This window comes from Cellulophaga sp. F20128 (genome assembly GCF_023015805.1).
Classification (GTDB): domain Bacteria; phylum Bacteroidota; class Bacteroidia; order Flavobacteriales; family Flavobacteriaceae; genus Cellulophaga.
Window position 1 is genome coordinate 121413 of sequence record NZ_JALKBA010000009.1, and the last position, 26230, is coordinate 147642.

At 35.4% G+C, this 26230-nt stretch carries 21 protein-coding genes; 19 read left to right on the plus strand and 2 right to left on the minus strand.

Annotated elements, in window-relative coordinates; all coding sequences use genetic code 11:
* Nucleotides 1-30 precede the first annotated feature (30 nt).
* The gene (locus MWU65_RS10595; protein WP_247077798.1) at nt 31-1485 is read right to left on the minus strand and encodes an aminoacyl-histidine dipeptidase; all 1455 of its coding nucleotides are present in this window, start codon (nt 1483-1485) and stop codon (nt 31-33) included.
* Between the two features lie 75 nt (nt 1486-1560).
* On the opposite strand from MWU65_RS10595, the gene MWU65_RS10600 reads away from it, so the two are divergent.
* The 3 genes from MWU65_RS10600 to MWU65_RS10610 all read left to right on the plus strand — a co-directional run bounded on the left by MWU65_RS10600 (nt 1561) and on the right by MWU65_RS10610 (nt 7041).
* Nucleotides 1561-2628 carry a DUF3810 domain-containing protein gene (locus MWU65_RS10600; protein WP_247077800.1) on the plus strand — a complete coding sequence of 356 codons (1068 nt, stop codon included), beginning with the start codon at nt 1561-1563 and terminating at the stop codon, nt 2626-2628.
* 130 nt (nt 2629-2758) lie between these two features.
* Nucleotides 2759-5719, plus strand: coding sequence for an amidohydrolase family protein (locus tag MWU65_RS10605; RefSeq protein WP_247077802.1), 2961 nt, complete (start codon nt 2759-2761; stop codon nt 5717-5719).
* 29 nt (nt 5720-5748) lie between these two features.
* A complete protein-coding gene (locus MWU65_RS10610; RefSeq protein WP_247077804.1) occupies nt 5749-7041 on the plus strand; it encodes an amidohydrolase family protein in 1293 nt (430 codons plus the stop codon).
* A 71-nt stretch (nt 7042-7112) separates the two neighbouring features.
* On the opposite strand, the gene MWU65_RS10615 is transcribed toward MWU65_RS10610, so the two are convergent.
* Nucleotides 7113-7922: a DUF6503 family protein gene (locus MWU65_RS10615; protein WP_247077806.1), complete on the minus strand. Its 810-nt coding sequence runs from the start codon at nt 7920-7922 to the stop codon at nt 7113-7115.
* Nucleotides 7923-8019: 97 nt separating this feature from the next.
* On the opposite strand from MWU65_RS10615, the gene MWU65_RS10620 reads away from it, so the two are divergent.
* The 16 genes from MWU65_RS10620 (at nt 8020) to MWU65_RS10695 (ending at nt 26151) form a co-directional block, all read left to right on the plus strand.
* The gene (locus MWU65_RS10620; RefSeq protein ID WP_247077865.1) at nt 8020-8823 is read left to right on the plus strand and encodes an RNA methyltransferase; all 804 of its coding nucleotides are present in this window, start codon (nt 8020-8022) and stop codon (nt 8821-8823) included.
* A 40-nt stretch (nt 8824-8863) separates the two neighbouring features.
* Nucleotides 8864-10090: a M48 family metallopeptidase gene (locus MWU65_RS10625; protein WP_247077808.1), complete on the plus strand. Its 1227-nt coding sequence runs from the start codon at nt 8864-8866 to the stop codon at nt 10088-10090.
* A gap of 42 nt (nt 10091-10132) precedes the next feature.
* Nucleotides 10133-12337, plus strand: a complete 2205-nt coding sequence (locus tag MWU65_RS10630; RefSeq protein ID WP_247077866.1) for a RelA/SpoT family protein — start codon at nt 10133-10135, stop codon at nt 12335-12337.
* A gap of 42 nt (nt 12338-12379) precedes the next feature.
* Nucleotides 12380-12829: a transcriptional repressor gene (locus tag MWU65_RS10635; RefSeq protein ID WP_247077811.1), complete on the plus strand. Its 450-nt coding sequence runs from the start codon at nt 12380-12382 to the stop codon at nt 12827-12829.
* A gap of 13 nt (nt 12830-12842) precedes the next feature.
* Nucleotides 12843-14114, plus strand: coding sequence for an adenylosuccinate synthase (locus MWU65_RS10640; RefSeq protein ID WP_247077813.1), 1272 nt, complete (start codon nt 12843-12845; stop codon nt 14112-14114).
* A gap of 137 nt (nt 14115-14251) precedes the next feature.
* Nucleotides 14252-15979, plus strand: a complete 1728-nt coding sequence (locus MWU65_RS10645) for an OstA-like protein (protein WP_247077815.1) — start codon at nt 14252-14254, stop codon at nt 15977-15979.
* Nucleotides 15980-15982: 3 nt separating this feature from the next.
* Entirely contained in the window at nt 15983-17164 is a 1182-nt protein-coding gene (locus tag MWU65_RS10650; RefSeq protein ID WP_247077817.1) for an aspartate aminotransferase family protein, read from the plus strand.
* A 98-nt stretch (nt 17165-17262) separates the two neighbouring features.
* A complete protein-coding gene (locus MWU65_RS10655) occupies nt 17263-18663 on the plus strand; it encodes a tetratricopeptide repeat protein (RefSeq protein WP_247077820.1) in 1401 nt (466 codons plus the stop codon).
* Between the two features lie 30 nt (nt 18664-18693).
* Nucleotides 18694-19611, plus strand: coding sequence for a DUF368 domain-containing protein (locus MWU65_RS10660; protein WP_247077822.1), 918 nt, complete (start codon nt 18694-18696; stop codon nt 19609-19611).
* A 10-nt stretch (nt 19612-19621) separates the two neighbouring features.
* Entirely contained in the window at nt 19622-20641 is a 1020-nt protein-coding gene (locus tag MWU65_RS10665; RefSeq protein ID WP_247077824.1) for a DUF368 domain-containing protein, read from the plus strand.
* Nucleotides 20613-21404, plus strand: coding sequence for a shikimate dehydrogenase (locus MWU65_RS10670; protein ID WP_247077826.1), 792 nt, complete (start codon nt 20613-20615; stop codon nt 21402-21404). The genes MWU65_RS10665 and MWU65_RS10670 overlap by 29 nt, the downstream gene beginning before the upstream one ends.
* Complete coding sequence (gene thrC / locus MWU65_RS10675) at nt 21391-22683, plus strand: threonine synthase (RefSeq protein WP_247077828.1); 1293 nt, start codon at nt 21391-21393, stop codon at nt 22681-22683. Before MWU65_RS10670 ends, thrC begins: the two co-directional genes overlap by 14 nt.
* A gap of 95 nt (nt 22684-22778) precedes the next feature.
* Entirely contained in the window at nt 22779-23864 is a 1086-nt protein-coding gene (gene gcvT / locus MWU65_RS10680; RefSeq protein ID WP_247077829.1) for a glycine cleavage system aminomethyltransferase GcvT, read from the plus strand.
* A 38-nt stretch (nt 23865-23902) separates the two neighbouring features.
* The gene (locus MWU65_RS10685) at nt 23903-24733 is read left to right on the plus strand and encodes a sugar nucleotide-binding protein (RefSeq protein WP_247077830.1); all 831 of its coding nucleotides are present in this window, start codon (nt 23903-23905) and stop codon (nt 24731-24733) included.
* A 72-nt stretch (nt 24734-24805) separates the two neighbouring features.
* Nucleotides 24806-25093 (plus strand): 4a-hydroxytetrahydrobiopterin dehydratase, encoded by a 288-nt coding sequence (locus MWU65_RS10690; RefSeq protein ID WP_247077832.1) that lies wholly within the window; start codon nt 24806-24808, stop codon nt 25091-25093.
* A 251-nt stretch (nt 25094-25344) separates the two neighbouring features.
* Nucleotides 25345-26151, plus strand: coding sequence for a hypothetical protein (locus MWU65_RS10695; protein ID WP_247077835.1), 807 nt, complete (start codon nt 25345-25347; stop codon nt 26149-26151).
* Nucleotides 26152-26230: the final 79 nt, after the last annotated feature.

The following is a 26230-nucleotide window of genomic DNA, read 5'->3' on the forward strand; positions in this document are numbered from 1 at the left end:
AGAAATATTTCTGGTAAGGTGATTTTTAGTTTAAGCTGCTGGACTATTTTTTAATACTTCTAAGGTAAACTTCCAAAATTTTTGAACCGAAGAAATACTTACACGTTCATCTGGTGAATGCGCACCCTTTATGGTTGGACCAAAGCTAATCATATCCATTTCGGGATAATTTTGACCTAAAATACCACATTCTAAACCTGCATGGCAAGCAACAACCTTTGGTTTCATTCCAAAAACAGTTTCATATTGTGCCGCTAATACTTTTAAAATAGCAGAATCTGGATTAGGATTCCACCCGGGGTAGCTCCCGCTAAATTCTACTTCAAAACCTGCCAATTCAAAAACCGATTTTAAGGCATTTGCCAAATCCATTTTACCGGAATCAACAGAAGATCTTGTTAGACATCCTATTTTTATAGCTCCGTCTTTGACTATTACTCTAGCGATATTGTTAGATGTCTCGACCAAATCTGCTATACTAGCACTCATTGCATACACTCCATTATGAGCAGCATACATTGCACGTAATAATTTACCCTGTGCATCTGCTTCCATTACAGTGGAAGGCAAGTCTGTTGCGGTAATACTAATTTGTAGTTTTGGTTCTGTAAACCTCAACTCTTCTTTTATTGAACGCGCATAAGACTCAAAATTCTCTAAAAAATCGGCTGTAATTTTAATGGCAAGTACCGCATTACTTTCTCTCGGTATGGCATTTCGCAAGCTACCACCATCTATCGTTGCAATACAAGTACCTGTCTGTTGGCTAATAGTGTACAAAAGCCTATTCATAATTTTATTGGCATTACCTAATCCACGGTGTATATCCATACCACTATGGCCTCCACTTAAGCCTTTAACAGTTACTTTATACCCTATAAAATTAGCTGGAACAGCTACTGTGTCATAACTTCTTCTCGCTGTAACATCTACACCACCCGCACAACCAATGTCTATTTCATCATCTTCTTCCGTGTCTAGGTTTAAAAGAATATCCCCCTGTAAAACACCTCCCTTTAAACCCATTGCACCGGTCATTCCCGTTTCTTCATCAATGGTAAATAATGCTTCAAGGGGTGGGTGAGGAATGTCTGTGCTTTCTAATAACGCCATAATAGCTGCAACTCCCATTCCATTGTCGGCTCCCAAGGTTGTCCCTTCTGCTCTAACCCAGTCACCATCCACATACATTTGTATTCCTTGCGTCTCAAAATCAAAGACAGTATCATTGTTTTTTTGATGCACCATATCTAAATGAGACTGTAAGGTCACCATTTTTTTATCTTCCAAACCTTGTGAAGCAGGTTTACGAATAATGACGTTACCAACCGCATCTTTTATGGTCTCTAATTGCAATGATGCCCCAAAGTTTACCATAAATTGTATAACTTGATCTTCTTTTTTAGAAGGCCTTGGTACAGCATTTAAATCTGCAAATTTATTCCAAACTGCTGTTGGTTCTAACTCTCTTATTGTTTTACTCATCTCATTGTGTTTTCTAAACATCAAAATTACACAATAGAAAATGATTATATATTGATATTCCCTACTTTTGACAGAATGAACAATAAATTAAAAAACGGAATTGCACTATTGCTACCCATTCAAATTGTAATGGTAAAATGGCTGGCCAATTACCCCGACTTTATTGAACAGTATTATAGTAATGGCATCTACCAATACACAGCTACATTTTTTCGATTTGTTTTAGGATGGATTCCATTTTCTGTTGGCGATATTCTCTATGCGCTACTAGTTTTAATAGCAGTGCGCTATATCATTGTAAAGCGCAACTACATAAAGCATAAACCCTTATCCTTTTTAAGGAATATAACTGTGGTTTTATCTATCGCTTATTTTACATTCCATATTACATGGGGGTTTAATTATTACCGCGAACCTTTGTACAAAACATTACAAATTAAGAACAGCCATACCTTAGTTGAATTGGAAGATTTTGTAAATCTACTGGTACAGAAAACAAATACTATTCATTATACGATAACCCAAGACACTACCAAGAGAGTTGTCATTCCCTATACCAAAGCAGAAATTTTTAAGCATACTATGGATGGGTATACCCAATTGGAACAAAAATATCCGTTTTTAAGCTATACTCCTTCTAGCCTAAAAACTTCGCTTTTTAGTACAGGCCTAAGTTATTCTGGATATGGAGGATACCTAAATCCTTTTACTAATGAAGCGCAGGTAAATGGAAAAATACCACTGTACCGATTTCCTGTGATTGCAGGTCATGAAGCAGGACACCAAATTGGGTATTCCGCGGAAAACGAAACCAATTTCATTGGCTACCTTGTCACTGCTAACAATACCGATATCTATTTTAAATATGCTGCGTATTCTTATGCGCTTAGCTATTGTTTAAGTGATATTAGGTATAACGATGAAGCCTTATTTAACACATTGTACGCCAAGCTTAATGTAGGCGTTAAAAAAAACTACCAAGAATTGAGTGACTTTTGGATGACGTACAACAATCCTTTAGAACCAACTATGAAAACAATCTACAGTACCTTCTTAAAGGCAAACAATCAGGCAGATGGCATAAAGAGCTATAGCAGGATAGTATCCCTATTGGTTTCTTATCATATGAAAAACCCTTTATAACTGCTTGCTTTAACTATAGAATACTACTTAGGTTCATCCAAAATGTTAACAATTTTAACATTTCATTACAATTCTCCATTACAAGGTTTCCATATCTTTAGACGGACTAATTAACTAATCAAAAAATGATATGAGAATACGACTTTTATCACTTGCCTTATTCTTGGCAAGTGCTACGTTGTTTGCACAGGATTATTTCCCTACAAACACCGGTGTAAAATCTAAAAACAACAATTACACGGCATTTACAAACGCAAAAATTTACGTAACACCAACTCAAATTGTCGAAAATGGCACTTTGCTCATTCAAAATGGCAAGGTAGTGCAAGTAGGTAAACGCGTTAATATCCCAAAAAATTCTATTACTATAGATATCAAAGGGAAATCTATTTACCCATCTTTTATTGATCTCTATTCCGATTTTGGTATTGAAAAACCTAAAAGTTCTGGCGGAAGGTCTGCGCAATATGAAGCTTCTAGACAGGGTTATTATTGGAACGACCATATCATGCCCGAAACAAACGCTCTTACATCATTTCAGTTCGATTCTAAAAAGGCAGCAGAATACCAAAAAGCAGGATTTGGTGTTGTAAACACTCACATGCAAGACGGTATTGCTCGCGGAACAGGAGTACTTGTAGCACTTAACGATGACGGCACAGACGGTGATCGTATTCTAGATGATACCTCTGCCCAATACTTTTCATTGTCTAAAAGTGTGGTAAAAAATCAATCCTACCCTTCATCATTAATGGGTTCATTGGCACTATTACGCCAAATGTACGCTGATGCAGATTGGTATGCACAAGGAAACAGCGATACAAAAGATCTTTCATTAGAAGCATTGAACAAGAATAAAAGTTTAGTTCAAATATTCACAGCTGGAGATAAGGGTCATGCTCTAAGAGCAGATAAAATTGGTGACGCTAATAACATACAATATGTAATTTTAGCTGGTGGCAATGAATACGAAAGCATTGCAGATATAAAAGCTACCAATGCTACCTATATTGTACCTATTAATTTCCCAAATGCATATGATGTTTCTAACCCATACCAAGCAAGTTATGTGTCATTAGCTGATATGAGGAAATGGAACCAGGCGCCTTCTAACCCTAGAGTATTGTCAGATAACGGGGTTCCTTTTACTTTTACAACACATGATCTAAAATCACCTGCTGCCTTTAAGGAAAACCTATTAAAAGCTATTGAATATGGATTATCTAAAACAAAAGCCTTAGAAGCCCTAACAACTACACCAGCAAAAATTTTAGGAAAATCAGAACAAATTGGCTCTTTACAACAAGGTACCTATGCTAATTTTTTAATTACATCGGGGGATATTTTTGACAAGAGCACAACGCTATATGAGAATTGGATTCAAGGACAAAAAAACATCATTACCAATAAAGATATAAAAGACATCAGTGGCGAATACAACTTGGTTGTAGCGGGTACTACCTATAAGCTATCCATTACCGGAGAAGCAGAAAAACCCAGCGCTATTTTAAAACAAGACTCTACCACTATAAAATCTAAGTTTTCCTATAATGAAGATTGGATCGATCTTTCCTTTTCAACAGATGAGGGTGAAAAAAAGTATAGAATGACTGGCTTGGTCGCTTCAAACTCTTCGGACATTAGCGGTAGACTTATCGTTGCAAATGGAGAAGAATCTTCTTTTGTAGCTTCTAGGATTGCAGATGCCAAAGCGAAAGAAAAGAAAGAAAGCAAGGAAGATAACGCACCAGAAGTAGTGCCCGTTACCTATCCTAATGTTGGCTATGGTTATGCCAAAAAGCCTACCCAAGAAAATATTTTATTTAAAAATGCTACCGTTTGGACTAGCGAAGAAGCTGGTATTCTCACCAATACAGATGTACTAGTTAAAAATGGAAAAATTGCTGAAATAGGAACTAATTTACGAGCTAGCGGAGCAACAGTTGTAGATGCAACAGGAAAACATTTAACCGCTGGTATTATTGATGAGCATTCGCATATTGCAGGTTTGAGCATAAATGAAGGCGGACAAAATTCTTCTGCCGAAGTAAAGATGGAAGACGTTGTTGACAATGAGGATGTAGATATTTACCGCAACCTTGCCGGTGGTGTAACCACCATCCAATTACTACACGGTTCCGCAAATCCTATTGGAGGTCGCTCTGCCTTGCTAAAATTAAAATGGGGTGAAAATGCAAATACAATGATCTATGACAATTCCCCTAAATTTATAAAATTTGCCTTGGGAGAGAATGTAAAACAATCCAACTGGAGTAGTTATTCTCGTTTTCCACAAACGAGAATGGGTGTTGAACAAATGTTTATCGACTATTTTCAACGTGGCAAAGAATACGATGAAAAGAAAAAAAGCGGGCAACCCTTCCGCTACGATGAAGAGATGGAGGTTCTTGCCGAAATTTTAAATGGCGAACGTTTTATTAGTTGTCATTCTTATGTTCAAAGTGAAATTAATATGTTATTAAAAGTTGCTGAAAAATTCAATTTTACCGTAAACACTTTTACCCATATTTTAGAAGGGTACAAAGTAGCAGACAAAATGAAAGAACACGGTGCAGGAGCATCTACATTTAGTGACTGGTGGGCCTATAAATTTGAAGTAAACGACGCCATACCTTACAATGCAGCCATAATGCAAAGTCAAGGAATTACTGTTGCAATTAACAGTGATGATGCTGAAATGTCTAGAAGACTAAACCAAGAAGCTGCAAAAACAGTAAAGTATGGTGATATGACGGAATTAGAAGCTTGGAAAATGGTCACCATTAACCCTGCGAAATTGCTTCATATAGACAAGCGGGTGGGTAGTATTAAGGAAGGCAAAGACGCAGATTTAGTGCTTTGGAACAATCACCCCTTATCTGTGTATGCCAAAGCTGAAAAAACACTAATTGAAGGGGTTGTTTATTTTGACTTAGAAAAGGACAAACAACAGAGAGCATCCATTAAATCAGAACGAAATAAACTTATCGCTATGATGTTAGAAGAAAAGGATGGCGGCAAGCCCACACAAAAGCCTATTATGAAACAAAAACCTAAATTCCATTGTGATACAATGGATACAGAATGGTAAACCTAATAGACAACATAAAAAAAACAGAAATGAAAAATATTATATACATACTGCTCGTATTTTGCTTTATTACCAATGGGCTGGCACAACAAACCCCTGGCAGTCTACAAGAAGAAGCTATCACTATTGAAGGCGCTATTGCTCATTTAGGTGATGGACAAGTAATAGAAAACTCGCTATTGATGTTTGAAAATGGCAAACTCACATTTGTAGGCGATGCTCGAATGAAAATTGCACGTAAAGGAAAAATTATAGAGGCCAAAGGAAAACATGTATACCCAGGTTTTATTGCTGCTTGCACCGTTTTAGGACTTGTAGAGGTAGATGCCGTAAGAGCGAGTAATGACCAGGCGGAAATTGGTGGAATGATACCACATATCAGAAGTATTGTCGCCTATAATTCGGAATCTAAAGTAATAGAAAGCATGCGACCCAATGGTGTGCTTATGGCGCAAATAGCACCCAAAGGAGGTGTTATTTCAGGTACTTCTTCTGTAGTGCAGTTGGATGCTTGGAACTGGGAAGACGCCGCTGTTAAAACAGATGATGGCATTCACTTACACTGGCCAAACAGCTACAGAAGAGGTCGTTTCTGGCAGGGTGAACCTCGAGGGATGCAGCCCAATAAAGAATACAAAAAAAATATCGCTAGCATTGTAGAATTTATTACAAATGCCAAAGCCTATACGGATGCCACTAACAAACAATTACATCAAGAATTTGCAGCAATGCAAGGTCTTTTTAACGGCAATCAAAAATTATATGTATACGCCGATGGTGAAAAGGAAATCATTGATGCTGTTTCAACATTAAAAGATAGCGGAATTGATAATTTAGTGTTAGTAGGGGGTTATAACGCATACAAAATAACAGACTTTCTAGTGAAGCACAATATCCCAGTATTGGTTAGAGCTATGCATAACCTACCTAATAGTAATGATGATGATTATGATTTACCGTATAAGATGGCTAAATTATTAACAGATGCCGGATTGTTGGTTGGTATTCAAAATAACGGAGAGGCGAATTTTCAAAATAGAAACTTGCCTTTTTATGCTGGTCAGGCAATCGCCTATGGCATGGAAAAGGAAGCCGCATTACAATTAATCACTAAAAACACCGCAGAAATTTTAGGAATTGGAGCATCACATGGAACTTTAGCTGTTGGCAAAAGTGCCACTTTATTTATCTCTGAAGGGGATGCCTTAGATATGCGTACCAATAAACTATTGCATGCTTTTATTGACGGACGTAATGTTTCCTTAGAAACACATCAAACAGAACTTCACAAAAGGTATATGAAGAAATACAGTGATCAATAACCAATTGAATTACATAAAAAATCCGTCTAAAAAAACACTTTTAGACGGATTTTTTATGTAACTATTTCTTTTTAATTCTGCACTTTACCCTCAACAAAGACAGCTGCTTCCGGTTTATTAAAGAAAGTATTTGGTTGTACATCTTTACCTAACACAACATTTTCAAAAGAAACGGTGTTCCTTGGTTCCGTAAGCACACCATCCTCAGTTTTATACCACGTTATAGATTTTGGCAATACTAATCCACTTATAGTTTGCCAATCATTATAATGAATATAACTAAAATTATCTGATGACTCTCCACTTCTATAACTAACTGAATAACTTAACCAGGCCATTCTATGGGTTTCTTGATCAAAATAAATATAGTATTTATCCTTATATGATGTCCCTACTCCTGGATTAAAATTAATACTAATCCCTGGATATGCTTTTCCTTCAAAAATAAAATCATCGGCAGCACCGTATTCAATACCATCATCTGATAAGACAAAAGGCATTGCATAAAAATAAAACATTAGGTTATGGTAAAATACAGCATCACCTTTAAAGTTATTCTCTGCATCTAACAACCAGGTTTTAGACCCATCAAAACCCATTGTATACGTTGGTGCCTGAACCTTATCTTGCCTTGTTTGTAAATTTACGGTGTGTACCTCTCTTGCATTTGGTTTAGGAATATCAAAAACTAAGGTTTTCATCTTTTTCCAATTGGTCACCCCTCCGTGTGCATCAAATATTTGTTGCAATTTATCTGGATAATTACTGGTAGTTGACACTACAATTGCTTCTTTACTTACCTCCTCTTTTACAGCTGCTTTTTTCTCTTTCTTACAGGCAATAAAAAAGACAAAAATTACGACTAACGCTAGATACCTCATTTGTTTTAAAATTTATTTTTTGAAAAATACAATTAACATTCCGCAATTTGTCGTACTCCCATTAAATAGTTTACAATATTGCATTACTTTTGTAACAATGAATAATTTAAAGCAAATCACTAGCCTACAGAATCCGCTTATAAAGAAAACTCTTGTGTTACAGGACAAATCTAGGGAGCGTAAAAAAGCCAATCTTTTTGTATTGGAAGGCATTAGAGAATTACAGCTTGCCTTAAAAGGAGATTACGAAATAGATACTTTGTTTTTTTGTCCAGAATTGGTTTCTAAACAGCTAGTTATGGACTTAGCCCTAACTAATCCCAACATAGATCTTATAGAAATTACAACTGATATCTATCAAAAAATAGCCTACAGAACAACCACAGAAGGTGTTTTAGCACTTGTGAAATGCAAGGAACATTCTTTAAAGAACTTAAAATTATCCAAAAAAAATCCTTTACTATTAATCGCTGAAGCTCCTGAAAAACCAGGAAATATTGGAGCCTTGCTGCGCACTGCAGATGCAGCACACTTAGATGCAGTAATTATTGCCAATCCCAAAACAGATTTATACAATCCCAATACAATTAGGTCTAGTGTAGGTTGCTTATTCACCAATAGTATTGCTATGGGAACCACAACAGAAATCATTTCTTTTTTAATAGCAAATAATATACAGATTTATTGCGCGGCACTAACAGCCTCGAAGGAATACACAAAAATAGATTACACTAAAAGTTCGGCCATTGTGGTAGGTACGGAAGCAACTGGTTTATCTGAAGAATGGTTAAAAAGCGCTACGCAAAACATCATTATACCTATGGAAGGTGAAATAGATTCTATGAATGTTTCTGTGGCGGCTGCAATCGTTATTTTTGAAGCCAAACGACAACGAAAATAGCATTCGTTATTTTTACATTATCTAAACTAACAACCGATATATGAGTTCATTATTTTACATATTAATTTCTATAATAATACTTCAGTTTGTAGTGGATGCCATTGTAGATTTCCTAAATGCTAAAAAATTCAAAGATCCTATTCCCGCCGAATTAAGTGATATTTTTGATACCGAAGAGTATAAAAAATCACAACAATACAAAACGTCAAACTATCGGTTTGGTATTTTTTCAGGAACATTTTCTTTACTTCTGACCCTGTCTTTTTTAATTTTCGGAGGCTTTGAATGGGCCGATGGCATAGCCCGGAACTACACTACAAATCCAATTTTAATTGCCATTATTTTTTTTGCCATCATAATGATTGGTAGTAGTATTATAAACATTCCCTTTTCCTACTACAGCACTTTTGTAATTGAAGAAAAATTTGACTTTAATAAAACCTCCAAAAAAACTTTCTTTATTGATATTTTAAAAAGTTGGCTGTTAACCGCTGTTTTAGGTGGTGGTATCTTAACACTAGTCATTTGGTTTTATGAATGGGCTGGAACCAATTTTTGGATCTATGCCTGGGCCGTTATTGCTTTATTATCCGTTTTCATGAATATGTTTTACAGTAAATTAATTGTTCCATTATTTAACAAACAAGCCCCATTAGGCAACGGAAGCCTTAAAACCAAAATCGAAGATTACACTCGGAAAGTAGGATTTGAGTTACAAAATATATTCATTATAGATGGATCTAAGCGGTCTACAAAAGCGAATGCTTACTTTTCTGGTTTTGGAAAACAAAAGAGAGTCACACTTTATGACACCTTGGTTAATGATTTGAATGAAGAGGAAATAGTAGCTGTTTTAGCCCATGAAGTTGGACATTACAAACGCAAGCACATTATTTTTAACCTATCCGCATCCATCCTATTAACGGGAGTAACGCTGTACATTTTATCGCTTTTTATTAATACCCCAGCGGTATCTTTAGCTATTGGCGTATCCATTCCAAGTTTTCACGCAGCACTTATAAGTTTTGGAATTTTATACAGTCCTATTTCGGAAATAACCGGACTTATAATGAACTTCCTCTCTAGAAAATTTGAATATCAGGCAGACGATTATGCCAAAAACACATATGCTGCAACACCACTGATAACATCACTAAAAAAATTATCAAAAACCAGCTTAAGCAACCTTACACCACATGCGGCATACGTATTTATGAATTATTCCCACCCTACCCTTTTGGACAGAATTAAGAATTTAAAAAAATAAAATAGCGAAAATTTCAAAGATTAACGTAATTTTAAATTTATGATGACGGAAGCAGACATAGAAAAAGAAAATAAGGAAATTACACGCCAATACAAAGAGCTATTGCGCGTTAGCTACCTTACGCTTTCAGACGAAGACAAAAAATTAATTCGTTCCGCATTTGAAATTGCCATGGACGCACATAAGGATCAACGTAGAAAATCGGGTGAAGCCTATATTTTTCACCCCATTGCAGTTGCCAGAATTGTGGCTTCTGAAATTGGCCTAGATGCGGTTTCCATTGCTTCGGCCTTGCTCCATGATGTGGTTGAAGACACAAGCTATACCCTGGCAGATATTGAAAGGATTTTTGGGGAAACAGTTGCAAAAATAGTAGATGGATTAACTAAAATAGCGCACCTTAAAAAAGATATGAACGTATCTCAACAGGCAGAGAATTTTAGAAAAATGTTGTTGACCCTTAATGATGATGTTCGGGTAATTATAATAAAAATTGCAGACCGCTATCACAATATGCTCACTATGGATTCTATGCCAGAGCATAAGCAATTAAAGATAGCCTCAGAAACGTTATACATCTATGCCCCTTTAGCACATAGAATTGGATTGTACAATATTAAAACCGAATTAGAAGATTTAAGCTTAAAATACACAGAACCTGAAGTTTATCATGATATTCTAAGTAAAATTGAAGAAACAAAAGAAGAACAGCAAGCCTATATTGATGCCTTCTCTACTACGATAAAAGATTCTTTAGACAAGGAAGGTTTAAATTACACCATTAAAGGAAGAACCAAATCTATATATTCTATTCGTAGAAAAATGACGATGCAAAACGTTCCTTTTGATGAAATTTATGACAAATTTGCGATTCGAATTATATATAAATCTGATCCTGCCAATGAAAAATTCTTAGCTTGGAAAATTTACTCCATCGTTACCGATAATTTTATACCCAACCCAGTACGTTTGCGCGATTGGATTTCCTCCCCGAAATCTACGGGCTATGAAGCCTTGCATATAACCGTAATGGGTTTTAAAGCAAAATGGGTAGAAGTACAAATACGTAGCGAGCGGATGCATGAAATTGCTGAAAAAGGGTATGCAGCTCATTTTAAATACAAACACGGGGACCAAAAAGAGCAAGGGATCGAGGTATGGTTAAACAGGCTGCAAGAGGCCTTGGAAAATGCCAATGTAAATGCCGTAGATTTTGTTGAAGAATTTAAATTAAACCTTTATTCTAAGGAAATATTTGTCTTTACACCCCAGGGCGATTTAAAATCATTACCAAAGGGCTCTACTTCCTTAGATTTTGCTTTTCATATTCACTCGGAAGTTGGTTTAAAAACGAGAGGCACCAAAGTTAATGGCAAATTAGTACCATTAAATACCGTACTACACAGTGGTGATCAAGTAGAGGTCATAACGTCAGATAAATCAAAGCCTAATCAAAGCTGGTTAGATTATGCAACTACAGCCCGTGCTCGATCCAAAATTAAATCGTCATTAAGAGAAGATAAAAAAGAAGTTGCAGAAGAAGGAAAAGAAATTTTACGCCGTAAATTAAAGTCACAAAAGATTAGCTTTAATGAAGACACGGTAAACAAACTCGTTTCTCATTTTAAGTTAAAAACAAGTTTAGATTTATTTTATAGGGTCGGAACTGGCTCTATAGACAATATTCAAATAAAAGATTTTGCCTCTTCATACAGCAATGCTTTTATCAGTTTTTTCAAAAACAGGATTAGAAAATCCCCTGCGCCAGAAAACATTGATAAGGATGAGGTTACAGCCAAGTACGATCAATTGGTATTTGGAAAAGAGGAAGAACAATTAAAATACAAACTTTCCCAGTGTTGCAACCCTATTCCAGGAGATGATGTATTTGGTTTTGTAAGTGTCAATGAAGGGGTAAAAGTTCATACCAAAAATTGTCCCAATGCTATTTCATTGCAATCAAATTATGCGTATCGCATTATACCTGCCAAATGGATAGATTCATCGCAACAAGAATTTACAGCCAATATAAAACTTACGGGAATAGATAACATTGGAATTATTAGCGATTTAACTAAAATAATTTCACAACAAATGCATGTGAATATGAGAAATGTTAATTTTGATACGGATAGTGGTACTTTTTCAGGAAAAATAACGGTTGTGGTGAAAAATAATTCTATCTTAAACAAGCTAATTACTAATTTAAAGAAAATTAACGGCATAGATAAAGTAGTAAGAATTTAAAATTTACACTACATTTGCAAATCGAAAGCTGTAGAAAATACTATGGGTACTAATAAAAATCAAGATATTGTAAAAAATGTCTTCACAACTTTTTTAGAAGAAAACGGTCACAGAAAAACTCCTGAACGATACGCTATACTCCAAGAAATTTATGAAAATGAAGATCATTTTGATATAGAATCGCTCTATATCAAAATGAAAAATAAGAACTACAGAGTAAGTAGAGCAACCTTATACAACACCATTGAACTTTTACTAGATTGCAAATTGGTGCGAAAACACCAGTTCGGAAAAAATCAGGCTCAATATGAGAAGTCGTATTTTGACAGACAACATGATCATGTTATTCTAACAGATACCGGTGAAGTAATGGAGTTTTGCGATCCTAGAATACAATCCATAAAAAAAACGATAGAAGAGGTGTTTGATATTAAAATAACAAATCATTCCTTATACTTCTACGGCACTAAAAATAATAAAGAAAACAACTAACCAATTACAGCAAATGGCAGTAGATTTACTACTAGGGCTCCAATGGGGAGACGAAGGAAAAGGAAAAATTGTTGATGTATTAACGAAAGATTACGACATTATTGCACGTTTTCAAGGAGGACCTAATGCAGGTCACACTTTAGAATTTGATGGCATTAAACACGTACTTAGAACAATTCCGTCTGGAATTTTTCACGACAAAGCAATTAATGTCATTGGTAACGGTGTTGTAATAGACCCTGTTGTTTTTGTAAAAGAGTTAGATGGTTTGGATCAATTTAAAATTGATTACAAAGCAAAACTAATCATATCGAGAAAAGCCCATCTAATTTTACCCACACACCGTTTGCTTGATGCCGCTTCTGAAGCATCTAAAGGAAAAGCAAAAATTGGCTCTACCTTAAAAGGAATAGGTCCTACATATATGGACAAAACAGGCAGGAATGGTATTCGTGTTGGGGATTTAGAATTAGATTCTTGGAAAGAAAAATATAGAAATCTTGCAGACAAGCATGAAGCCATGATTAGCTTCTACAATGTTGATGTGCAATATGATTTGGATGAAATGGAAGTTGAATTCTTTGAAGCAGTTGATCGCTTAAAAGAACTAACTTTTATAGATAGTGAAGAGTATTTAAACCAAGCAATGAAAGAGGGCAAAACTATCTTAGCGGAAGGTGCTCAAGGATCATTGTTAGATATCGATTTTGGAACATATCCGTTTGTAACTTCCTCCAATACAACCGCAGCTGGTGCTTGTACTGGTTTAGGAATTGCCCCAAACAAAGTAAAAGAGGTACACGGTATTTTTAAGGCGTACACAACACGTGTAGGTTCTGGTCCGTTTCCAACAGAGTTGTTTGATGAAGTAGGTGCTAAAATGGCCAAGGTTGGTCATGAATTTGGTGCAGTAACTGGCAGGCCTCGTCGTTGTGGTTGGTTAGATTTGGTTGCCTTAAAATATGCGTGTCAAGTAAATGGTGTAACACAGTTAAACATGATGAAAGGAGATGTCCTTTCTGGTTTTGACAACTTACAAGTGTGTACAGCATATAAGTATAATGGAAAAACAATTACGCATTTTCCATACAATATAGAACCAGAGAGTGTAACGCCAATCTATACCGAATTCCCTTGCTGGAAAGAGGATTTAACCAAAATGACAAAAACGTCTCAATTCCCAAAGGAATTAAATCAATACATAGAATTTCTAGAAAAAGAATTAGAAATTCCTATTAAAATTATTTCTGTTGGTCCCGACAGAAAACAAACCATAAACAGATAACAAAAAAGCCGCTTTATAAAAAAAGCGGCTTTTTTTATTTCACAAATGTATGACCGTGTTTCTTGCTACTCTTAAAACTATGCCAATCTATTAGAGAACAATCAAAAAAAACCTATTTTTGAACAAAACTTTTAGACTTGTTAAAATTAAATGTAGTCATAGGCTTATTGCTATTTGTTTTTGGTGTTAGTGCGCAAGTGCAACCCCCAGAAAAAAAACTAATCAATATTGTACACGGGGCAAACTTCACAAAAGACGAAGCCAATTTCCCGGGGGCATCAATTTTTAGCAGAGATAGTGAAAGACAGGTAGAATTTGAACATCAAGGGGCAACCTTATGGTGTGATGTTGCCGTATTTTATCCCCAAGAAAACAGACTTATTGCTATAGACAATGTCCGTATGCAACAAGGCGACTCCATACAGATGGACAGTGGCAAATTAGAATATTTTGGAGACATAAAACTTGCCAAAGCCTCCAAAGCAGTGGTTTTACAAAGTCCAGATGCCACCTTAACTACAGACACCTTGTATTTTGACAGGGAAAAACAAGAATCTTACTACAAACATTTTGGAACAATTGTAGACACTTCTAATGTTTCTACTAGCAAAATTGGAACGTATTACATGACGTCCAAAAAGTACCAACTTTTGGATAGTGTAAAAATCACCAATCCCGATTACAAAATAGTTTCTGATCGGTTGGATTATTATACCACCTCAGAAAACGTATACATGTATGGCCCTACAACAATTACAGGCGAGGATTATAAGATGTATTGTGAGCGCGGATTTTATGACACTAAGGTAGAAAGTGGATATGGTATAAAAAACACCCGCATTGATTACGACAATAAGATTATAGTTGGGGATAGTTTGTTTTTTAATAAAAAAAATCAATTTGCATCGGCAACCAATAATATTGTTGTCACAGATACAATTAATAACGGTGTTGTACGCGCCCATTATGCAGAAGTATACAAGGCCTTAGATTCTGTCTTTGCAACCAAGAAGGCAGTAGCCGTTAATGTGATGGAAAAAGACTCCGTTTACATTCATGGCGATACTTTAATGATCACAGGGAAGCCAGAAAATAGAGTAATCCGTGCATTTAGAGCCGCTCGAATTTTTAAAACGGACCTAAGTGGCAAATGCGATTCTATTCATTATGAACAAAAAACAGGGATTACCCAACTCATTACCAATCCAATAGTGTGGAATGTAGACAATCAGATGACTGGCGACAGCATTCATTTAATTAGTGATTTAGAGACAGACAAATTAGATTCATTAAAGGTTATAGACAATGCTTTTATTGTTTCATTAGACACCATTAGCAAAACGGGATATAACCAAGCCAAAGGAAAAAATTTGTTTGGAAAATTCATAGACAATAAACTTAAAATCATTGATCTTGTACAAAACGTAGAAGTAATTTATTATTCATACAATGACGATCAGCGTTTGGTTGGTATAGATAAGTCTATTTGCGGTAAGGTAAATATGATTATGGAGAATAATGAAATGGACATTATCACCTATTACCTAAACCCTGCCGGGGTAACCTATCCTGAAGGTGAAGAACCAGAAAAGGGAGCCAAACTAGAAGGTTTTGTTTGGTATGGAGACCAACGCATTTATACCAAAGATGATATATTTAATGAAGATGACAAAAATTTTGTCTTACCCGTAATACAAGGTATTAGCCACCCCATAGATATAGATGCTGAGGAGATGGCACGTACTAAAAATGAAAACGATCCGGTGAACAAGATTCCCAATTCCAAGGCTAACAGAAAAAAAGAAACAGCCCAACCCACCAAGCAATCTTCAAAAAATAAGGCTGCACAACAAGAAATAAAGTAAGGCATGATCGCTGACTTTTTAAAATATCAGGCGCAGACAAGTCCACACCCTTTATCACTACAAGTTTCAAGGGCTAGTGGTAGCTATATCTATGATCAAAACAATACTGCTCATTTAGATTTTGTTGCAGGAGTTTCGGCTTGTACTTTAGGACATTGCCATCCAAAAGTTGTTGAAGCAGTTACCAAACAAGCCTCAGCATACATGCATGTTATGGTGTATGGAGAATTCGCACTTCAACCTGCAGTTGCTTATTCTAAATTACTAGCCTCTTTATTGCCAGATTCCTTACAGACTACATATCTAGTCAACTCTGGAACAGAAGCTATAGAGGGCGCTTTAAAATTAGCCAGACGATCAACTGGGAGATCACAAATTATCGCAGCGCGTAATTCATACCACGGCAATACTATGGGGAGTATGAGTGTTTCTGGTGTAGAAAGTCAAAAAAGTGCATTTAGGCCATTGCTTCCTGATATTGCTTTTATTACTTTCAATGCCGAAGCAGATTTATTGCAAATAACTGAAAAAACTGCAGCCGTAGTGCTAGAAACCATCCAAGGTGGTGCTGGCTTTATTGTGCCTGAAAATAATTACTTGAAAAAAGTAAGGGAGCGTTGTTCTAAAGTAGGCGCCCTCCTCATATTGGATGAAATACAACCTGGTTTTGGGAGAACAGGAAAGCTTTTTGCTTTTCAACATTACCAGTGCATACCCGATATTCTGGTTATAGGCAAGGGCATGGCATCTGGCTTACCGGTGGGCGCATTTGTAGCCTCTAATGCCTTGATGCAAAACTTACAAAACAACCCCAAGCTTGGGCACATTACAACCTTTGGAGGCAACCCCGTTATTGCAGCAGCGAGTTTAGCGACCTTAAGAGAACTTACTACCACTAGCTTAATCACGGACTGCTTAGCAAAAGAACAGCTTTTTAAAACACTTTTAAACCATAAGTATATCACAGAAATTCGTGGCAAAGGTTTAATGTTGGCTATCCTCTTAGAAAGTGCCGAAATTGCGAATCACGTTGTAATGTATTGCGCAAAAAACAGACTAATCCTTTTTTGGCTGTTATTTGAACCGAAAGCGATCCGAATATCACCTCCTTTAACTATTTCAGCCGATGAAATTAAAGCGGGTTGCGAGATAATTATTGAAGCATTAAACCAGTACAATGATTAGGTTGTTAACTAAATTGTTAATAATATACACTGAATAGCGCTTAAAAAAGTACCCTAATACCTTACTTTTATTTTAATCTTACAAGCAAGAAAGAATTTATGGCGTTAGATGCTGAAGAAAGACCTGATAGACCAATTGCAAAATTTGAGTCAATGTTAAAGACAGATGATGTCTATTTCTTTGACGCTGAAGATTTTGAAGATATTATTCACCACTATCTCAATAATGGCAAAGTATCTTTGGCAAAAAAAGCCATTAAAATTGGACTAACCCAACACCCAAGTACTATAGAATTAAAGTTATTAGAAGTAGAAGTTCACGTTTTTGAAAACAACCTAGAAGTTGCTGAAAAAATGCTAGATAGTCTACAAATTTTAGATAGTAATAACGAAGAGATATACATACAGCGGGCCAACATTTTTTCTAAAAAAGATGATCACGAAACGGCCATAGCCTTATTAAATAAAGCCTTGATTCTTTCAGAAGACACCATAGACATTCATGCTTTATTAGGAATGGAGCACCTTTTTATGGATAATTTTGAGGAAGCCAAAAAACATTTTATTCAATGTGTTTTGTTTGATGAATACGATTATGCGTCGCTGTTCAACATAATCTACTGTTTTGAATATTTAGAAGATTTTGACGGTGCCATCCTATTCCTCAACGAATACCTAGAGAAAAATCCATATTGCGAAGTTGCTTGGCAGCAATTAGGCATCCAATATTTTTCTAAAAAAATGTTCAAGGAAGCGTTAGCTGCTTTTGATTTTGCTATCATCTCTGAAGACACTTTTATTGGCGCTTATTTTGAAAAAGGAAAAGTATTAGAAAAATTGAAACGTTATGAAGAGGCCATTGAGAATTATGAAATTACCATAGAAATTGAAGACCCTTCTGCTTTTGCCTATTTAAGAATTGGCAAATGTTATGAGAAATTAGGAAATGTAGAAATGGCCAAGTTCTATTTTTTCCAAACCGTACATGAAGACCCGCTACTAGACAAGGGGTGGTTGGCAATTACCGACTTTTACATTAAACAAAAAGATTACCTTAAAGCCAAGGAATACATTACAAAGGCCACCAATATAGACGATGAGAATTTAGTATATTGGAGCAAAAGCGCTCGTATCAGTGAAGCATTAAACCAATATGAAGAAGCTGAAGTGGCATATCAAAAAATGATAGACTTGGGAGACTGCGAATTAAAAACTTGGCTCATGTGGAGTAGCTTGGTTATTAAAAAGGGAGATTCCCGTTCAGCCCTGCAAATACTACAACAAGCCTTAGAGTTCTATCCTAAAAATGCAGATATCTTATATAAGATTGCCGGATCCCATTTAATTTTAGATCAAACTATAAAAGCGAAAGAATATTTGGTTCAAGCATTGCAATACAGCACAAAAAAATTGGGTACTTTTAAGATGGAGTTTCCACAGTTTAAAAATAATGCTTGGATTAACAACATTATTGAAGAATTCAACAGCACTTCCAAATAAATACATATTTTTACTTTTTTTAAATAAATCATGGGAGAGCGTAACTTACTACAGTATTTTTATATTACATTAAAAGGATTAGCGATGGGGGCGGCAGACGTTGTTCCAGGTGTTTCTGGTGGCACAATTGCCTTTATTTCTGGAATTTATGAAGAGCTAATAGAAACCATAAACAATGTCAATTTTTCACTTTTTAAAACTCTTAAAACAGAGGGTTTAAAGGCAATGTGGAAGAAATTAAATGGAAATTTTTTAGCGGCTCTTTTTTTGGGTATAGCCATTAGTGTATTGTCTTTGGCAAAAGGCATTAGTTGGCTATTAGAAAACAAACCTATATTGGTTTGGTCCTTCTTTTTTGGACTAGTAGTGGCCAGTATTATCATTGTTGCTAAATCTATTGAAAAATGGAATATAGCTGCTGTAATAGGCTTAATTTTAGGTGCTGCAGTTGCTTATTACATTACTACATTACCACCTAGTGAAAATATGACAAGCCTTCCTTATTTGTTCTTATCAGGAGCTTTAGCCATATGTGCAATGATTTTACCCGGTATTTCTGGCGCCTTTATACTGGTATTACTTGGGTCGTACAAAACTATTTTAGATGCGGTACACGAATATGATCTAAAAACAATTGCAATTGTTGGAGCTGGCGCTATATTTGGCTTACTGAGTTTTGCCCGGGTTTTAAAGTGGATGTTTCATCACCAAAAAAACCTAACCTTAGCCGTACTAACAGGGTTTATTATTGGCTCCTTAGCAAAAATATGGCCTTGGAAAACTGTTTTGGAAACCAAAACTTTTGGAGAGAAAATAATAACGGTTTCTGAACAAAATGTTTCCCCATTTTCCTTTGCGGGAGATAATCAATTAATAGCTGCACTAGTTTTAGCCTTAGTAGGGTTTTCGCTTATTTTTATCTTAGAAAAAGTAGCTTCCAAAAAATAAGAAAATAACAATGGCACGTACAAGAACATTTATCGACAAGATCTTCCTTGTTATAAAAGGACTTTGTATGGGTGCAGCCAATAAAGTCCCCGGGGTATCCGGTGGCATTGTTGCATTTGTTGGCGGTTTCTATGAAGAATTTATTTACTCCTTACAAAAAGTAAACTATAAGGCCTTTAAATTGTTCGTAAACGGAAGATTTAAAAGCTTCTATGCTTATATTAACGGGTCTTTTTTATTTCTCTTAATCTTTGGAATGTTGGTAAGCTATTTTAGTGTATCCAAGGTACTCGATTATTTTTTGGTGCACAAAGAACTCTATGTGTGGTCGGCTTTTTTTGGAATGATATTAGGTTCTATCTATTATATTGGGAAAGATTTTGACCATTGGAAAAAGAGAACAATATTTGCTGCTCTTATTGGGTTAACTGTGGGCATATCCATAAGTTTCCTTAGCCCAGCCAAAGAAAATGACAATCTCATTTTTATTTTTTTCTGTGGTATCATAAGTGTTTCGGGCATGACCCTACCCGGCTTATCCGGCTCTTTTATTTTAATATTACTCGGCAATTACGTGCTCCTATTGGTGGATTCAGTAAATGCCTTATACGATACTTTTTTAGAAATTATCAAGGGAGATTTTAGCTTTACAAAAAATGTAGAACGCATCAGTGCTTTAAAAATATTAGGGGTATTTACGTTAGGCTCCGCAACCGGGTTAGTGACCCTTTCTCATATCATTAGCTATGTATTAAAGCACTACAAACACATAACTACTGCTGTTCTTTTAGGTTTTATTACCGGGTCCTTAGGTGTTGTTTGGCCATGGAAGAAAACGGTTTATAAAACAGATGATCTTGGCACTATTTTAACGGATTCTAATGGAAATGAGATTATTAAAAATTATTCTCGTTATTTTCCTGATTTTGGAATTTCTGAAACTTGGTGGGCCGTTTTCTTTGTTATTATTGGAATAAGTATTTTATTAGGACTAGATTGGTATGGAAAAAATAGAAAAGCAACATCTTAGATTTGGATTGATAGGGAAAAATATTTCGTATTCATTTTCGAAAGGATATTTTACTCAAAAATTCAAGGAATTAGGGTTGGATAGTCATTCTTATGAGAATTTCGATTTTCAAGCTATAGAAGAATTCAAAATCCTTCTAAAAGACAGTGACAACATTAAAGGTTGTAATGTTACCATTCCATACAAGGAAAGTGTTATCCCCTATTTGGATAAATTAGATCCAAAAGCAGAAAAAATTGGCGCCGTAAACACCATCCATTTTACAGAAAATGGACGCATAGGCTACAATACAGATGCCTATGGTTTTCAGAAATCGATAGAGCCACATTTAAAAAAACACCACACCAAAGCCCTTATTTTAGGAACTGGTGGTGCATCAAAAGCGGTCAAATATGTTTTAGAAGAAAAAGGCATACAGTGCACTTATGTTTCTAGGACTCCTAAGGAAAATCAAATTAGCTATGTACAATTAGACAAGCAACTAATGGAAGCACATAGCGTAATTGTAAACACTACACCCTTAGGAACATATCCAGACATACAAAACAAACCAGCCATTCCCTATCAGTTTCTAACCGAGAAACATTTACTTTTTGACCTGATTTACAATCCAGAAAAAACAGCTTTTTTAAGTGCTGGTGAAACCCAAGGTACTGGTATATGTAATGGGCAGCATATGTTAGAATACCAGGCCGAAGAAGCTTGGAAGATTTGGAATAGTGAACACGATAAAAACAACATAACTAGCAATGAATTATTATAGTTTAAACAAAAAAGCTCCAAGTGTATCTTTTAAAGATGCTGTAATTAAAGGTATTGCTCCAGACAAAGGATTGTATTTCCCAGAAAGTATTACCCCACTGACGCATGAATTTTTTTCGATTATAGATTCCTTGAGCAATCATGAAATTGCGTATACCGCCATAAAACAATTTGTAGGCGATGACATCCCCGCAAGCAAATTAAAAGATATCATAGCCGCCGTACTCGATTTTGACTTCCCAGTGGTTCCTATTGAAGAAAACGTAGCCACCTTAGAGTTGTTTCACGGGCCAACAATGGCATTTAAAGATGTAGGCGCACGCTTTATGGCACAATGCTTGGGTTACTTTTCTCAGGGAAACAATTCTGAAGTCACAGTATTAGTAGCAACTTCTGGAGATACTGGAGGAGCTGTGGCCAATGGATTTTTAGGTGTAAAAGGTGTAAATGTTGTGATACTATATCCTAGTGGAAAGGTGAGCGACATTCAAGAAAAACAGCTTACCACGCTTGGTAAAAATATAACAGCTCTTGAAGTTAATGGCACTTTTGATGATTGTCAGGCTATGGTAAAAAAAGCCTTTTTGGATAGTGATTTGCTAAAAAATATGCAATTAACATCTGCCAATTCTATCAATGTGGCGCGTTGGCTACCACAGTTGTTTTATTTTTTATTTGCATACAAGCAGAGTATTGCCAAAGGAAAAGAAATAATTTTCTCTATTCCTAGTGGTAATTTTGGTAACATTTGTGCCGGTATTATGGCGCAACAGTTAGGGATGCCTGTACATCACTTTATCGCTGCTACCAATGTTAACGATGTGGTTCCCCATTTTATGGAAACGGGCAACTACAAACCTAAGCCCTCTACGGCTACTATATCTAATGCGATGGATGTAGGTGACCCTAGTAATTTTATTAGAATTCAGCATATTTATAAGAACAACTTAGAAAGCATTCGCAAAAATGTCTCTTCGTATTCCTTTACAGACGAAGAAACAAAAGTTGCGATGAAAAAATTGCATAAAGAGCACAACTATGTTGCGGATCCCCATGGAGCAGTTGGCTATTTAGGATTAAAAAAATACCAAGAGAAGCATCCAGATACGTACGGAATATTTCTTGAGACTGCACATCCCGTTAAGTTTTTAGATGTGGTTGAAGAAACTATAAACCAAAAATTAGGGATTCCTGCACAAATAGAAAAGGTTATGGATAAAGAAAAGAAATCCATTAAAATTTCTACCTACCAAGAATTAAAGGAGTACCTTTTAAGGTAAGGATAAGAAAGCATCATTCCCTTAAAAAGATTATATCTAGAATATTATTGTCCACTTATTTTCAATAAATTTGTGCTTCAAAAAATAACTTACAAATGAAAGATACTGCCCTTACAAAAACACATGAAGCGCTTCAAGCAAAAATGGTTCCTTTTGCTGGTTATAACATGCCTGTCTCTTATGCGGGTGTAAATATTGAACATGAAACTGTACGCAAGGGCGTTGGTGTTTTTGATGTCTCTCACATGGGAGAGTTTTTAATTAGCGGACCCAAAGCAATCGATTTAATACAAAAAGTAAGCTCTAACGATGCCTCGAAATTAGAAATAAACAAGGCACAATACAGCTATTTACCAAATGAAGATGGTGGTATTGTAGACGACCTTATTATATATCGTATAAAGGAGGAGCAATACCTATTGGTTGTTAATGCCTCTAATATTGACAAAGACTGGAATCATATTTCTACCTACAATGAAGCCATAGGTGCAGAAATGCGTAATATTTCTGAAGGGTATTCCCTATTGGCCATTCAAGGTCCAAAAGCCATAGAGGCCATGCAGTCTTTAACCTCGGTTGATTTAGCGGCCATTAAATTTTACACATTTAAAGTTGCAGATTTTGCAGGAGTAGAAAATGTTATCATTTCTGCCACGGGTTATACGGGCTCAGGCGGCTTTGAAATTTATTGCAAAAATGAAGAGGCAAAACAGATCTGGGACAAAATTTTTGAGGCAGGTGCCAGTTACGGAATTGCGCCCATAGGCCTAGCAGCAAGAGATACGTTACGTTTAGAAATGGGTTATTGTTTGTACGGAAACGACATTAATGATACCACATCTCCCTTTGAAGCTGGTTTAGGATGGATTACAAAATTTACAAAAGACTTTGTAAATAGTGAAGCTCTAGCAAAAGAAAAAGCACACGGACCAGAACGCAAGTTAATAGCTTTTGAACTTACGGAAAGAGGAATTCCAAGACAGGATTACGACATTGTAGACACCCAAGGTAAAAAGATTGGGGTGGTAACTTCAGGAACAATGTCCCCATCATTAAACAAAGGAATTGGCCTTGGTTATGTACCAACGGTGTTGTCTAGTATTGGCACAGAAATACACATACAAATTAGAAAAAAAGCAGTTGCGGCAACTGTGGTTAAATTACCGTTTTACAAAGGGTAATACGCTAATACAAACACCGTACTAAGTGTTGTGATGCAATGGATGGAGATAGAAAGAATAAAATTTTAATACTAGGCGCTAGTGGTTTTATTGGCAATGCCATATACAAAGAGCTATGCGCCTATTACGACACCTACGGCACTTACTGTTTCAATGAAAAAGAGTTTAAAGGCAATGGACAATTTTTTAAATACGATGTGGAACAGACAGATATATATGAACTTTTAGACCGTATTAAACCAGATTATATCATTTCAGCCATCCGTGGTAATTTTGCGGCTCAAGTGCTGGCACATCAGCACATCGTAGAATTCATTTCTACCTATAATTGCAAATTGCTCTATTTATCGTCGGCCAATGTTTTTGATGCCTATAGCAAATATCCATCCTATGAACTAGACAAAACATTATCATTAAGTATTTATGGCCGCTTAAAAATTAAGATCGAAAACATGTTGCTTCGTTTGCCTAAAAGCAAAGCTATAATAGTGCGCTTACCTATGGTTTTTGGAAATAATTCCCCAAGAATTAAAGAGATTAAAACCTTGCTAAACGCTAAAGAACCCATTGAAGTTTTTCCCAATTTAATTTTTAATGTAACCCATATAGAAAAACTTACCCAACAAATACACTATATCATCAACCAAAACAAAACTGGTATTTTTCATTTAGGTAGTAACGATTTGGTTCATCATGAAGATTTTGTTAAAGATATCATTAAAAAAATAGGGTTATACAACCCTATCTACAAACGGGTGTATACCTCCAATGAAGACCGTTATTTGGCAGTATTACCCAAGAGTAACAAACTACCAAAACACTTACGCACCACCTACCAAGATACCATAGACCATCATATTTTTGGGTAGTCTAATACCATTTACCTCCTATAATTTCTACAAAAAAACAAGTACCTTTATAAGGCACTAAAAATTTATACAATGAAAAAATATACTTTAGAAGAAATAACAAGTGAATTAAAAAAATTAGAAGGATGGGACTATGTAGATGGCGCCATAGAAACAACTTTTGAATTTAAGAATTTTAAAGAAACCTTTTGTATTATGACACGTATTGCTTTTGAGTGTGAGTTACAAAACCACCACCCAGATTGGAGTAATGTCTACAATACGCTTACCATTCGTTTAAACACCCACGATGCAGATGGTATAACCGACAAAGATTTTAAAATGGCAAAAACCATTGAAGCCATTATTGAAAGCGATTAAATCTAGCGGATAGTTAAAACATAAAAAGCCTAAAGAATATTCGTTTCTTTAGGCTTTTTTCGTTGGGATGAGCGAAAAACTACCTCCCCTTTATTTTTCTAAAAATCAAAAAAGGCGTTTGATAATTTATAAAACATCGATACCTTGCTATATGCCAAGATATATGGAATTAAGTTACGTATATAAACAAGATGGGCATAATTTGAGGCAACCATTTTGGAGTTTAGTCATCTATCCTAAAAAGAACACTAATGAAAAAACTTATACTATTAATCCTATCAATCATTACTTTCAGTTGTAATACAAATGATGAAGTGAGAAATGAATCAGAATATTCTGAATTTATTACGGGAAACTTAATTGAAACTGAAATAAATTTTATGCCTGAAGAAATATATAATACTAATGAATTACAAAAACCTTCATTAAAACTAAAATTAATGAGTTCTGAAATTTTCCCTTGTGTAAATTATAGTTTATCTACAACAGAATTTACTAAGGGCAGTGAACTAATTATAAGGTTTGATGAAATAATTGAACCAGGAATTTGTTTAACGGCATTTGGGCCTGCTATTTCTTATATTGATTTACCTCTAAACATAAATGAGATAACTTTTATAAATGGAAATACAATTGACAAATATTCACTAAAAATTAATCAAGATAAAATTTCAATAACGCTTATCGAAAATAATTTCACAAGTTCATTGTACGATAAAACTTTTAGAATTCCTGAAAATTCATTTGCCTATGTGTGCGGAACTAACACAAATAATACTGACATTTATTCTGATTTTTCAGAAATTATAGAGCAAATCCCTGATTTCATAGAATTCGAATTTGAAGGAGATGGAAGAATCCCATATCCTGAAACGACCAATGGAAATTGGGTCAATCACCCTTCTAAATACTATAAATATTCAAATTTCGAAGAATTTAACAATTTAGCTAATCTACTGAACGATTATTCTTCTCAAAATATTGAAGAAAATTCTGGAGTTACTATTTCAATATATAGTTGGAATAATATTAAATTCTACAGTTGGATTGAAAATTAAAAACTATGCCTAACAAGGCCTCCTATGAAAAGTCCTAGTACAGTGCTTTAAAGAGTAGTAATACTTTCTTTTTTACTTT